We start from the raw sequence: 13,289 nt of genomic DNA on the forward strand, positions 1-13,289 counted from the left end.
GCACGACGAGGTGATTTTTCGACCATGCCGCGCCATCATCAGAAAAAGAGTTCCGCGACCGGCGGCTCGCAGCGTCAGCTGCGCGTCGGCGAGCAGGTTCGCCACGCGATAGCCGATATTCTGGCGCAAGGCAGCGTGCATGATGCGGATCTCGAAGGCCACATCATCACCGTGCCGGAGGTGCGGATGTCGCCCGACCTGAAGCTCGCGACAATCTACGTGATGCCGCTCGGTGGCCGCGATACCGAGCTCGTCATCGCTGCGCTCGATCGCAACAAGAAATTCCTGCGCGGCGAAGTCGCGCGGCGCGTTAACCTGAAATTTGCACCTGACATTCGCTTCCGCGTCGACGAGCGATTCGACGAAGCGGAACGGATCGAGAAGCTTTTGCGAACACCTGCGGTGCAGAAGGACTTGGACAAGAATCTGGAACAGGATCCGGATTCGGATCGGGAAGAAGAGCAATGATGATGGACCCGGCTCACGGCACGATCGGCAGCGACGAGGCCGATGCGCGCGACATGCAGCAAAATAATTTTGCAGATGTCGGCAGCACTGTTCAGCCGCACCAGGAAGCGCGCCGCGTCAACAACGATCCGCGCGCGAACAAGCAGAAGGGCAATCAGGTGCGCCGCGACCGGCGCGACGTGCACGGCTGGGTCGTGCTCGACAAGCCGATCGGGATGACGTCGACGCAGGCCGTCGCAGTGCTCAAGCGCCTGTTCAACGCCAAGCGCGCAGGCCACGCCGGCACGCTCGATCCGCTCGCCTCCGGCGGCCTGCCGATTGCGCTCGGCGAAGCCACCAAGACCGTTCCTTTCGTCATGGACGGGCGCAAGCGCTATCGCTTCACCGTGTGCTGGGGCGAGGAGCGCGACACCGACGACATCGAAGGCCAGGTCACCGCGACCTCGGACCAGCGTCCGACGAGGGAAGCCATCGAAGCCCTGCTGCCCCGTTTCACCGGCGTGATCGAGCAGGTTCCGCCGCGCTATTCGGCGATCAAGGTCCAGGGCGAGCGGGCCTATGACCTCGCCCGCGACGGCGAGGTCGTGGAACTGGCTCCCCGCCCGGTCGAGATTCACCATTTAACCCTTGTAGATCAACCGGATAACGATCGGGCCGTATTCGAGGCCGAATGCGGCAAGGGTACCTATGTCCGGGCGCTGGCGCGCGATATGGGCCGGATTCTCGGCACTTACGGCCATATCTGCGCGCTCAGGCGGACCCTGGTCGGCCCATTCAGCGAAAATGACATGATTCCGCTGGATCAGCTGGAGGCTTTGTGCGATAGAGCCGCGTCCGGCGAGGGAAGCCTCGCCGACGCGCTGATGCCCGTTGAGACCGCGCTGGACGACATCCCGGCACTGGCCGTCACTCGGGCTGATGCGGCAAGGCTCCATCGGGGCCAGGCCGTTTTGTTGCGCGGACGGGATGCGCCCACAAGTAGCGGCACAGTCTATGTCACGGTGGCAGGCCGTCTTTTGGCGCTTGCCGAAGTTGGCAATGGCGAAATCATCCCCAAGCGTGTGTTCAACCTGACCGGCTTGACTGCCTCAACCGGTCGCAACGAGAGAAATTGACGATGTCGATTGCCGCAGAACGCAAAGCGGAAGTCATCAAGACGAATGCCACCAAGGCCGGTGATACCGGTTCGCCCGAGGTTCAGGTCGCGATCCTGTCGGAACGCATCAACAACCTCACCAACCATTTCAAGACCCACGTGAAGGACAACCATTCGCGTCGTGGCCTCTTGAAGCTGGTCTCGACCCGCCGCTCGCTCCTCGACTACCTGAAGAAGAAGGACGAGGCGCGGTACAAGGCGCTGCTCGAGAAGCACAACATTCGTCGTTAAGAGTTCTTGCGCGCGCCAATGGCGCGCGTTTTTGCGCGTGATTTCGAGCGAAAGCGCTTGTTTTAAGGTTTTTGATCGAGGCTCACGCGGACGTCCGGTGCGAGCCCAAAGCGCGACAGGAGTCGCACTTTGGATTTTTGTTTGAGCATGATCTTTCGGAAAACCGCTTCGCACTTTTCCGGATCATGCTTAAGCGACGCTTCGCATCCGGGGCATGATCAGCGAAGACCAAAGGTTCGGTGTTCGCGTTCGTGCCGACTGACCAGTCCAGCAGCAATCCGGCGGCTGGGCGCAACGGGCAAGGTGCCCGTATGACCCGAAAGGATGGACGCCATCCGACATCCAAGAACCATGGCAGGATCGCAGGACGCTGATCGCCCGCTCCGATCAGCATCCTGCAATCTTGACATGGTTTTTGTTTTTCGAGCCGTCCCTTCTTTCGAGAACCCATGAAAGAAGACCTCTATGTTCAATAAGCATTCAGTCGAGATCGACTGGGGCGGACGCCCTCTCAAGCTCGAAACCGGCAAGATCGCCCGCCAGGCTGATGGCGCCGTCATCGCCACCTATGGCGAGACCGTGGTGCTCGCCACCGTCGTCGCGGCGAAGGCGCCGCGTGAAGGCGTCGATTTCCTGCCGTTGACCGTCGACTACCAGGAAAAGACCTACGCAGCCGGCCGCATTCCCGGCGGCTATTTCAAGCGCGAGGGCCGTCCGACCGAAAAGGAGACGCTGGTCTCCCGCCTGATCGACCGTCCGATCCGCCCGCTGTTCGTCGACGGCTGGCGCAACGAGACCCAGGTGATCGCCACCGTGCTGTCGCACGACATGGAGAACGATCCCGACATCGTCGCCCTGGTGGCCTCCTCGGCCGCGCTGACCCTGTCAGGCGCGCCGTTCAAGGGCCCGATCGGCGCAGCCCGCGTCGGCTTCGCCAATGACGAGTTCATCCTCAACCCGACGCTCGACGAGATGGTCGACACCCAGCTCGACCTGGTCGTCGCCGGCACCGCCGACGCCGTGCTGATGGTGGAATCGGAAGCCAAGGAGCTGAACGAAGACATCATGCTCGGCGCCGTGATGTTCGGTCACCGCCACTTCCAGCCCGTCATCAACGCGATCATCGAGCTCGCCGAGAAGGCCGCCAAGGAGCCGCGCGAAGTCACCGTGATCGACAATGCCGCGCTCGAGAAGGAAATGCTCGGCCTCGTCGAGCAGGAGCTGCGCGCCGCCTACGCCATTCCGGTCAAGCAGGATCGCTACGCCGCGGTCGGCAAGGTCAAGGAAAAGGTGATCGCCCACTACTTCCCCGAAGGGCAGGAGCCGAAATACGACAAGCTGCGCATCGCCGCCGTCTTCAAGGAGCTCGAGGCGAAGATCGTTCGCTGGAACATCCTCGATACCGGCAAGCGCATCGACGGCCGTGACGTCAAGACGGTGCGCAACATCATCGCCGAAGTCGGCGTGCTGCCCCGCGCCCACGGCTCGGCGCTGTTCACCCGCGGCGAGACCCAGGCGATGGTCGTGACCACGCTCGGCACCGGCGAGGACGAGCAGTACATCGATGCGCTGTCGGGAACGTACAAAGAGACGTTCCTGCTGCACTACAACTTCCCGCCCTACTCGGTCGGCGAGACCGGCCGCCTCGGCGGTACCAAGCGCCGCGAGATCGGCCACGGCAAGCTCGCCTGGCGCGCGATCCACCCGGTGCTGCCACCGCATCACGAGTTCCCCTACACCGTGCGCGTGGTCTCGGAGATCACCGAATCCAACGGCTCCTCGTCGATGGCTTCGGTTTGCGGCGCTTCGCTCGCGCTGATGGACGCCGGCGTGCCGATGAAGCGGCCGACCGCGGGCATCGCGATGGGCCTGATCCTCGAGGACAAGCGCTACGCGGTTCTCTCGGACATCCTCGGTGACGAGGACCATCTCGGCGACATGGACTTCAAGGTGGCCGGTACCGAGCAGGGCATCACCTCGCTCCAGATGGACATCAAGATCGAGGGCATCACCGAAGAGATCATGAAGGTGGCGCTGGCCCAGGCCAAGGACGGTCGTATCCACATCCTCGGCGAGATGGCCAAGGCGCTCACCAACGCCCGCGCCGAGCTCGGCGAATACGCGCCGCGCATCGAGACCTTCAAGATCGCCACGGACAAGATCCGCGAAGTGATCGGCACCGGCGGCAAGGTGATCCGCGAGATCGTCGAGAAGACCGGCGCCAAGGTCAACATCGAGGACGACGGCACCGTGAAGGTCGCCTCCTCCGACGGCGAGGCGATGAAGGCCGCGATCAAGTGGATCAAGTCGATCGCGTCCGATCCGGAAGTCGGCCAGATCTATGACGGCACCGTCGTCAAGGTGATGGAGTTCGGCGCCTTCGTGAACTTCTTCGGCTCCAAGGACGGCCTCGTCCACATCAGCCAGCTCGCGGCCAACCGCGTGCAGAAGACCTCCGACGTCGTCAAGGAAGGCGACAAGGTCAAGGTCAAGCTGCTCGGCTTCGACGACCGCGGCAAGACCCGCCTGTCGATGAAGGTCGTCGACCAGACCACCGGCGAAGACCTCGAAGGCAAGGACAAGGGCGGCGAGGGCGAGAAGGCCCCGCGCGAAGCGGCCGGCGAGTAATCGCGTAAAGACGCGTCAAAACACGAAGGGCGGCCGAGAGGTCGCCCTTTTTGTTTGTCGCTCCAGGTGAGCTGCGCCCCCTCTCCCGCTTGCGGGAGAGGGTCGGGGAGAGGGGTCTCTCCTCAATGGGACAATCCCTTAGAGGAGAAAGCCCTCACCCGCACCTTCGGCGCGACCTCTCCCGCAAGCGGGAGAGGTTGGAAGCCTCACGCCGCGAGATCGTAGCGATCGAGGTTCATCACCTTGGTCCAGGCCTTGGCGAAGTCCTTCACGAACTTCTCCTTGGAATCCGAGGTCGCATAGACCTCGGCGAAGGCGCGGAGCTGCGAGTGCGAGCCGAAGATCAGATCGGCGCGCGTGGCAGTCCACTTCACCGCATTGGTCTTGCGGTCGTGGCCCTCATAGGAGCCATCGGCAGCGGGGGCCCACGCCGTGCTCATATCGAGCAGGTTGACGAAGTAGTCGTTGGAGAGCGTGCCCACCTTCGAGGTGAAGACGCCGTGCTTCGACCCGTTCGCATTGGCGCCGAGCACACGCAGGCCGCCGACCAGGACGGTCAGTTCGGGACCGGTGAGCCGCAGAAGCTGCGCGCGATCGACGAGGGCCTCTTCTTCCCGCATGAACTGATGCTTCTTCCCGACATAGTTGCGGAAACCATCAGCCCGCGGCTCCAGCGGCGCGAAGGAGGCGGCATCGGTCTGCTCCTGCGAGGCATCCATGCGGCCCGGCGTGAAGCCAACCTTGACGTCGACACCGGCATCCTTGGCGGCCTTCTCGACCGCGGCAGTGCCGCCGAGCACGATCAGGTCGGCGATCGAGACCTTCTTGGCCCCGCCCGACGCGTTGAACTCCTTCTGGATCGCCTCGAGCTTGCCGAGCACCCTGGCGAGCTGAGCCGGCTGGTTGACCTCCCAGTCCTTCTGCGGAGCCAGGCGAATGCGCGCGCCATTGGCGCCGCCGCGCTTGTCCGAGCCGCGGAAGGTCGAGGCCGACGCCCAGGCGGTCGAGACCAGTTCGGACACCGAGAGGCCCGAGGCCAGGATCTTGCTCTTCAGCGCAGCGATATCCTGGTCGCCGACCAGCTCGTGATTCACGGCCGGAATTGGATCCTGCCAGATCAGAGTCTCCTTCGGGACCAGCGGGCCGAGATAGCGCTGGATCGGACCCATGTCGCGATGGGTGAGCTTGAACCAGGCGCGGGCAAACGCATCCGCGAACTGATCGGGGTTCTCCAGGAAGCGGCGCGAGATCTTCTCGTAGGCAGGATCGAAGCGCAGCGAGAGGTCGGTCGTCAGCATCGTCGGCCGATGCTTCTTCGACTTGTCGAACGGATCAGGAATGATCGCGTCGGCACCCTTCGCCGTCCACTGGTTCGCACCACCCGGGCTCTTCGTCAGCTCCCATTCGTATTTGAACAGGTTCTCGAAGAAGTTGTTGCTCCACTTCGTCGGCGTCGTCGTCCAGGTCACTTCGAGGCCACTGGTGATGGAATCACCGGCCAGGCCAGAGCCGTGCTTGCTCTTCCAGCCGAGGCCCTGGTCTTCCAGCGCACCCGCTTCCGGCTCGGGGCCGACCAGCGACGGATCGCCAGCGCCGTGGGTCTTGCCGAAGGTGTGGCCGCCGGCGATCAGCGCGACGGTCTCTTCGTCGTTCATCGCCATGCGGAAGAAGGTCTCGCGGATGTCCTTCGCCGCGGCGACCGGATCCGGCTTGCCGTTCGGACCTTCCGGATTGACGTAGATCAGACCCATCTGCACCGCGCCGAGCGGCTCGGCGAGCTGGCGCTCACCGCTGTAGCGCTCGTCGCCGAGCCAGGTGCCTTCCGGACCCCAATAGAGCTCTTCCGGCTCCCAGACGTCGGCGCGGCCGCCGGCGAAGCCGAACGTCTTGAAGCCCATCGACTCCAGCGCGACGTTGCCCGCGAGCACCATCAGGTCGGCCCAGGAAATCTTGCGGCCGTATTTCTGCTTGATCGGCCAGAGCAGCCGGCGCGCCTTGTCGAGGTTGGCGTTATCGGGCCAGCTGTTGAGCGGGGCGAAACGCTGCTGACCGGCACCGGCGCCGCCGCGGCCGTCGGTGATGCGATAGGTCCCCGCGCTGTGCCAGGCCATGCGGATCATGAGACCGCCATAGTGACCGAAATCGGCGGGCCACCATTCCTGCGAATCCGTCATCAGAGCGGTCAGGTCCTTGATGACCGCGTTCAGATCGAGCGACTTGAACTCCTTGGCATAGTCGAAGTCCTTGCCCATCGGGTCGGACAGGTCGGAGTTCTTGTGCAGCATCTCGATGCTGAGATTGGTGGGCCACCAGTCGCGGTTCGCCGGCACGCGTTTTCCACCCGAAAACGGGCACTTTGAAGTGTCGTCCATGAATACCTCCTCTGGTGGCGTCGAACTCGCGCCATTGACCAGGTAGAAGCACTCTAAGCGCCGCCTTCCATCAGGGGAAGTTGACTTTAATGATCGCTGCGATAGGATTTTCTGATGATCAATCTGACGCTGCGCCAGCTGCGGTATTTTGACGCGCTGGCGCGTCATGGTCATTTCGGCCGCGCCGCGGAGGCCTGTTCCATCTCGCAGCCGGCGCTGTCGATGCAGATCAAGGAACTGGAGGAAGCGCTCGGCGGGCTGCTGCTGGAGCGCAGCGCACGCCAGGTCGCGCTCACCCGGTTCGGCGAGGAGCTCGCGCAGCGCGTCCGGGACATCCTGCGCTCGGTCGACGAGCTCGGCGATTTCGCCCGCGCCTCGCGGGACCGTTTCTCCGGCCGTTTGCGCATCGGCATGATCCCGACGATCGCGCCTTATCTCCTGCCCAAGATCACCAAGAACCTCACGCGGATGCATCCGGAGCTCGATATCCGCGTGCGCGAGACGATGACGCCGCGCCTGATCCAGGAGCTCGTCGAGGGCCGGCTCGACACCGCCATCGTCGCGCTGCCGGTCTCCGAACCCTCGCTCACAGAGGTCGCGCTGTTCGAGGAGAAATTCCTGCTGGTACGGCCGGGCACGGATGCGGGCACGCCCGTGCCGTCGCGCGAGATGATGCGCGAGATGCGGCTGCTGCTGCTCGAGGAAGGCCATTGTTTCCGCGACCAGGCGCTGTCGTTCTGCAACATGCAATCGGCGCCCCCGCGCGAGATGCTGGATGCGAATTCGCTGTCGACGCTGGTGCAGATGGTCAGCGCCGGTATCGGCGTCACGCTGATTCCGGAGATGGCGGTGTCGGTAGAGACGCGATCGGCCTCGGTCTCGCTGTCGCGCTTCCGCGATCCCGAGCCGTCACGCACCATCGGCATGGTCTGGCGCAAGACCAGCCCGCTGGCGCGGCAACTGCTCCAGATCTCGGAGGTGGTGTGTCTGTCGGCCGGCAAGGTGCGCGCGCGGCAGTCCCTGCGCAGCCAGCGGGCGTAGCGCTTGATGTCGGATCCGGTCATCCGCCCCGCCCGCACCAACGAATATGATGAGATCGCCCGCGTCTGGATGGAGAGCTGGGTTTCGACCGGGCTCGCCGAAGCGAGCAACTTCCTGCTGGCGAATCTGCGCGCGCGCCTCAGGCGCGAGATCGAGGACGGCTGGACCCTGTTCGTCGCCGACGACAACAGTACGATCGCCGCGATGCTGGCGCTGCACCTGCCCAAGCTCTATCTCGACCAGCTGTTCGTCGCGCCCGCCTATCAGGGCCAATCGCTGGGACGGAAGCTGCTTGCCTTCACGCGCACGAAAATGCCCGACGAGATGTACCTGCGCTGCGTCCGCGAGAACGAAAAGGCCTGGCGCTGGTACGAGCGCGAGGGTTTTGTGTTCGAGAAGCAAGAGATCGAGCCGTCGAACGGCTTCATGATGAAGTACTATCGGTGGAAGAAGAACGGAGATCCACGATGATCAAGCTCTATTGGTCGCCGCGCTCGCGATCATTTTCGACGCTTTGGCTGATGGAAGAGAGCGGCCTGCCTTATGAGCGCGTGCTGACCGACATTTCGACGGGTGCGCAGAAGGCACCGGCCTATCTGGCAATCAACCCGATGGGCAAGGTACCGGCGCTCAGCGATGGCGATGCCGCGCTCGGCGAGGCCGCTGCGATCTGCGCCTACATCGCCGACCGCTTTCCGGAGACCAGGCTCGCGCCCGCAATCACCGATCCGCGCCGCGCACGCTATCTGCAATGGCTGTTCTTTTCGCCAAGCTGCATTGAGCCCGCGATCATCCAGATCTTCACCAAGATCGAGGTGCCGACCTCGACGGCGGCCTGGGGCAGCGCGACGCAGGTGTTCGACGTGCTGGAAGCAGCACTCGCCAAGGGACCGTGGATTCTCGGCGAGGAGTTTTCCGCCGCCGACATCACCATCGGCTCGGGCCTGAATTTCGCGGTGCGCCTGTTCAAGATGGTGCCGTCGCGCCCGGCCTTCGAGGCCTATCTCGCCCGCTGCATGGCGCGGCCAGCGTTCCAGCGCGCGGAGAAGATTGCGGCAGGTTGAGACAGGCCGGCTACAGCTTGATCCTGAGGACGGCGAGCCCGGACTGCTGCAGCAGTCCGGAGGATGTCGCCGCAAGGCCGTAACGGATTCCGAGATCAAAGGACTTGCCGTCGGCGGCGACGAGTCCCATCGCCGTCGAGTAGATCCACGGCGACAAAGCAAGGCCGCTGGTCACGAAGGTGTCGCCGCCTCCGGCAAATGCCGATTTGACCTGAAGTGCCTGGTTCAGCGTGTTGTAGCCGATGCCGGCCTCACCGGTGAGGTAGACCTGCTTTGCGATCTGGTAAGCGCCCTTCACTCCCGCCGTCAGCGTGAGCTCACGATAGGTTTGCGCATCCACATTGAGGCTGAAACCGCCCGCGCCGCTTTCCTGATAAGCGGGAGAACGCACCTGTCCATAGTCAAGTCGCAGCGACGGCGCGATCGCAAATCCCGGCTCGAGCGGAATCAGTTTGCGGACGCCGGCACCTGCATGTCCGCTGTAGGAGCGATAGCCGGCACCGGCGGTGCTGTTGATGAAGGCGAGCGAGCGGCTCTCGACATTATCGTTCAGCGCACCATCGAGCTGACCGTCGATCTGGAAGCCATTACCGAGCGCGTGGGCGCCATAAATTCCGGCCTGATATGAATCGATCCCGAGCCGGTTCGGGACCGCATCTTCGCTTCCGGTGATGGTGTGATGGGAATAGGCGAATACGCCGCCGATCATCGTGCGGGCGGAGATGGCCGTATCCCCGCCGACGGCGATCCCGCCACCGGACGCGTTGTATCCGGCAACGCCGTCCTGGCCGCCCTGCCGCACGCTGCCGCCGAGCGGCTTCATCCACACATTGCGCTCTGCCGCCACGGCGCCGTTCACTCCAAGCACGTCGTCAAGTCGCCCCGTCATGGCCTGCTGAAACACGCGCTGCGTGGTGTATGTCGCCTGCGACGCAGCGCCGGTGAGAACGGGCAAGGTCTGGTTGACGGCGTTGACAAGATTCGGACCGCTCAGATTGTCGAGGACAACGAAACCGGGTGCCATGGAGCCGGTCCAACCGAGCGAGGTCGCCGAGAGACGATAGAGCATCTCGGCCGCACCGAGCCCGGCGCGGCTATTCTGCCCTTGCAGCGTTTCGGCATAGGGCCGAACAAGTGAAAGATAGGCCACTCCACCGGTCGGGTTACCCGAGAGATCGTAAGTGCTGACCAGCATCTGCGCACCCGACGCATCGCCGCTCGCCGCGCCATAGAGGCTGCTAAGCGTCCCCTTGGAGAGCGTGTTGAAGAGAACATTGCCCTCCGGCGTGACCGAGCCCAGGATCGTGAAATTGGCAGCACTGCTTCCCGTGGGCGCGATGCCGGCGCCCCAAAAATATCCGTTCTGATAGTTCGTGATGACGAAGCGGCCGGGAGACGACGAGCCGAACAGTGCCGGGCTGGAGATCCGCCACGGGGTGCCTGATGTCCACGCCCATTGCGGAACGGAGTTCGCGGGGATGGCTTGCGAGGCCGGCGGCATGAAGATCGCGGGATCGTAAGGCAGCATGTAGGCCCAATGGGTCACGAGCAGGCTGTCACCCGTGATCATCTGCATCTCCATCCCGGTCATGCCGTTGACGGTGCGCATGTGGCCAAGGCCGACAGTCACGGCACCACCGGACGTCGGCGTGAACAGCATCGTAATCTGGCCTGCGGTGGTGACGAAGCCCTGGATGGTCGAGGTGTCGGTCAGCAGCGCAGGGCCAAGCTTGAGCTGCGCGACACTGGTTCCGGTGAACGAGCCATTCGTCGCGGTCGCGAGCGACCACAATGTCTGGTCGCCGATCGGAATCGGATTGAAGAAGCCGGTCTTTGGTGCAGCATAGGCCAGCAGCTGCGCTGTCGGCACGTACCAGTTGGTGTTGGAAAGGGTCGCATCCCAGATCGCCGACTGCGCCCGGACCCGTGAGCCGCCGCAGAGCAGCATGGCGCCGGCGACGAACGCGAGCGCACTGACCCGGCTTACCGCATGCACCATCCGCAAGATCGTTCCCCCGAACCCCGGCCCACGTGACCCACGCAGCACCGCCGGACGGAGATGAACACGACTCTTTGGGAATGTCTGCCCCACGATCGTGGGGTGCGAGCAAAGATCGCAGTCCCGTCTACAAGACTACTCCGACGCCTTCAGATCGTCCGGCCTCGGCATCAGGACGATGTTGTAGCCGGAATCGACGTAGTGGATTTCGCCGGTCACGCCGCCGGAGAGATCCGACAGCAGGTACAGCGCCGAGCCGCCGAGTTCGTCGAGCGTGACGCCGCGGCGAAGCGGCGAATGCTTCTGCATGAAGGCGAACATCGCGCGCGCTTCGCCGATGCCGGAGCCTGCGAGGGTGCGGATCGGGCCGGCGGAGATCGCGTTGACGCGGATGCCGCGCGGTCCGAAATCGGACGCGAGATAGCGCACCGAGGCTTCCAGTGCCGCCTTGGCGACGCCCATCACGTTGTAGTTCGGCATGGATCGCTCCGAGGCGCCGAAGGTCAGCGTGACCATGCTGCCGCCCTCCGTCATCAGCTCGGCGGCGCGCTTGGCGACCTCCGTGAACGAGAAGCAGGAGATCACCATGGTGCGCGAGAAGTTCTCGCGGCTGGTGTCGGCGTAGCGGCCCTTCAGCTCGTTCTTGTCGGCAAAGCCGATCGCGTGAATGACGAAGTCGAGCTTGCCCCATTTTTCGCGGAGCACATCGAAGGTCGCGTCGACGCTTGCGATGTCCTCGACGTCGCAAGGCAGCACCAGTTCGACGCCGAGAGACTCCGCGAGCGGCTTGACCCGCTTGCCGAGAGCCTCGCCCTGGAAGGTGAAGGCAAGCTCGGCGCCATGGGCATGCAGCGTCTTGGCCATGCCCCAGGCGATGGAATGATCATTGGCGATGCCCATGATCAGACCGCGCTTACCCTTCATCAAACCTTCCATCGCCTAACGGCTCCTATCGTTCCGCGTCATCACCCGCGCAGGCGGGTGATCCAGTATTCCAGAGACAGCAGTGATTGAGTCGAGAGGCCGCGGCGTACTGGATGCCCCGCCTTCGCGGGGCATGACAGCGAGCAGGCCGTCACACGTCCATCCGGCTGAACACCAATGTGGCGTTGGTGCCGCCGAAGCCGAACGAGTTCGACAGCACGGTGCCGATCTTGACGTTGTCGATGCGCTTGCGGACGATCGGCATGTCGGCGAAGACAGGATCGAGCTCCTGGATGTGCGCGCTCTCGCAGATGAAGCCGTTGTTCATCATCAGCAGCGAGTAGATCGCCTCCTGCACGCCGGTGGCGCCGAGCGAGTGGCCGGTCAGCGCCTTGGTCGCCGAGATCGGCGGGCACTTCTCGCCTGTTCCGAACACCTTGCGGAGCGCCTCGATCTCCGGCGGATCGCCGGCCGGCGTCGAGGTGGCGTGCGGATTGATGTAGTCGACCTTGGTTTTCACCGTCGACATCGCCATGCGCATGCAGCGCTCGGCGCCTTCACCTGACGGTGCGACCATGTCGTAGCCGTCCGAGGTCGCGCCGTAGCCGACGATCTCGCCGTAGATGCGCGCGCCGCGCGCCTTGGCGTGCTCGAGCTCTTCGAGCACCAGCACACCGGCGCCGCCGGCGATGACGAAGCCGTCTCGGTTGACGTCATAGGGGCGCGAGGCCGTGGCGGGCGTGTCGTTGTACTTCGAGGACATCGCGCCCATGGCGTCGAACAGCACCGACAGCGACCAGTCGAGCTCCTCGCAGCCGCCGGCGAAGATCACGTCCTGCTTGCCGATCTGGATCGTCTCATAGGCATTGCCGACGCAGTGGTTCGACGTCGCGCAGGCCGAGGAGATGGAATAGTTCACGCCCTTGATCTTGAACCAGGTCGCGAGCGTGGCCGACGCTGTGGACGACATCGCTTTCGGCACCGCAAACGGACCGACGCGTTTCGGTCCCTTGGTGCGGGTGATGTCGGCGGCTTCGACGATGGTGCGGGCGGACGGACCGCCGGAGCCCATGATGATGCCGGTGCGGATGTTGGAAACTTCCTCGGGCGAGAGACCGGAGTCCTGGATCGCCTGCTCCATCGCAACGTGATTCCACGCCGCGCCCTGACCGAGGAAGCGCATCGCGCGCCGGTCGACCACGGTCGAGGGATCGAGCGTGGGCGCACCTTGCACCTGCGAACGGAAGCCGAGCTCGGCATATTTCTCCGCCCGCGAAATGCCCGACTTCGCCTCGTGAAGGCTTGCAAGCACTTCCTGGGTGTTGTTTCCGATCGACGAGACGATACCCATCCCGGTGACCACAACCCGCCTCATGACAGCCTCGCCTAAATCGTTGTCTTCTTGG

The 13,289-nt window shown here is 63.9% G+C and carries 11 protein-coding genes; 7 read left to right on the forward strand and 4 right to left on the reverse strand.

What is annotated here, in order from left to right; translation table 11 throughout:
• Positions 1-24: 24 nt before the first annotated feature.
• From rbfA to pnp, 4 genes are all read left to right on the forward strand, one after another.
• Positions 25-468: a 30S ribosome-binding factor RbfA gene (gene rbfA / locus IF809_RS12935; protein WP_128969083.1), complete on the forward strand. Its 444-nt coding sequence runs from the start codon at positions 25-27 to the stop codon at positions 466-468.
• Positions 465-1,583, forward strand: a complete 1,119-nt coding sequence (truB, locus tag IF809_RS12940; RefSeq protein WP_164938348.1) for a tRNA pseudouridine(55) synthase TruB — start codon at positions 465-467, stop codon at positions 1,581-1,583. Before rbfA ends, truB begins: the two co-directional genes overlap by 4 nt.
• A gap of 2 nt (positions 1,584-1,585) precedes the next feature.
• The gene (gene rpsO / locus IF809_RS12945; protein WP_008540131.1) at positions 1,586-1,855 is read left to right on the forward strand and encodes a 30S ribosomal protein S15; all 270 of its coding nucleotides are present in this window, start codon (positions 1,586-1,588) and stop codon (positions 1,853-1,855) included.
• Between the two features lie 465 nt (positions 1,856-2,320).
• Positions 2,321-4,483, forward strand: a complete 2,163-nt coding sequence (gene pnp / locus IF809_RS12950) for a polyribonucleotide nucleotidyltransferase (protein WP_128963099.1) — start codon at positions 2,321-2,323, stop codon at positions 4,481-4,483.
• Between the two features lie 206 nt (positions 4,484-4,689).
• On the opposite strand, the gene katG is transcribed toward pnp, so the two are convergent.
• Positions 4,690-6,855, reverse strand: coding sequence for a catalase/peroxidase HPI (gene katG, locus IF809_RS12955; RefSeq protein WP_462837752.1), 2,166 nt, complete (start codon positions 6,853-6,855; stop codon positions 4,690-4,692).
• Between the two features lie 114 nt (positions 6,856-6,969).
• Here katG and IF809_RS12960 point away from each other — a divergent pair, with 114 nt between their 5' ends.
• From IF809_RS12960 to IF809_RS12970, 3 genes are read left to right on the forward strand one after another with little or no spacing between them, the layout of a single operon-like run.
• A complete protein-coding gene (locus IF809_RS12960) occupies positions 6,970-7,896 on the forward strand; it encodes a hydrogen peroxide-inducible genes activator (RefSeq protein ID WP_128963101.1) in 927 nt (308 codons plus the stop codon).
• A 6-nt stretch (positions 7,897-7,902) separates the two neighbouring features.
• On the forward strand, positions 7,903-8,367 hold the full coding sequence (locus tag IF809_RS12965) for a GNAT family N-acetyltransferase (protein WP_462837753.1): 465 nt from the start codon (positions 7,903-7,905) through the stop codon (positions 8,365-8,367).
• Complete coding sequence (locus IF809_RS12970; RefSeq protein ID WP_128963103.1) at positions 8,364-8,960, forward strand: glutathione S-transferase family protein; 597 nt, start codon at positions 8,364-8,366, stop codon at positions 8,958-8,960. Before IF809_RS12965 ends, IF809_RS12970 begins: the two co-directional genes overlap by 4 nt.
• 10 nt (positions 8,961-8,970) lie before the next feature.
• Here the strand turns inward: IF809_RS12970 and IF809_RS12975 are convergent, their stop codons facing one another.
• The 3 genes from IF809_RS12975 to fabB form a co-directional block, all read right to left on the reverse strand.
• On the reverse strand, positions 8,971-10,959 hold the full coding sequence (locus IF809_RS12975) for an autotransporter outer membrane beta-barrel domain-containing protein (RefSeq protein ID WP_462837754.1): 1,989 nt from the start codon (positions 10,957-10,959) through the stop codon (positions 8,971-8,973).
• 135 nt (positions 10,960-11,094) lie between these two features.
• Positions 11,095-11,895: an enoyl-ACP reductase FabI gene (gene fabI / locus IF809_RS12980; RefSeq protein WP_462837755.1), complete on the reverse strand. Its 801-nt coding sequence runs from the start codon at positions 11,893-11,895 to the stop codon at positions 11,095-11,097.
• Positions 11,896-12,034: 139 nt separating this feature from the next.
• Complete coding sequence (fabB, locus tag IF809_RS12985; protein WP_128963106.1) at positions 12,035-13,258, reverse strand: beta-ketoacyl-ACP synthase I; 1,224 nt, start codon at positions 13,256-13,258, stop codon at positions 12,035-12,037.
• Positions 13,259-13,289 lie beyond the last annotated feature (31 nt).

This window comes from Bradyrhizobium sp. UFLA06-24 (assembly GCF_054967145.1).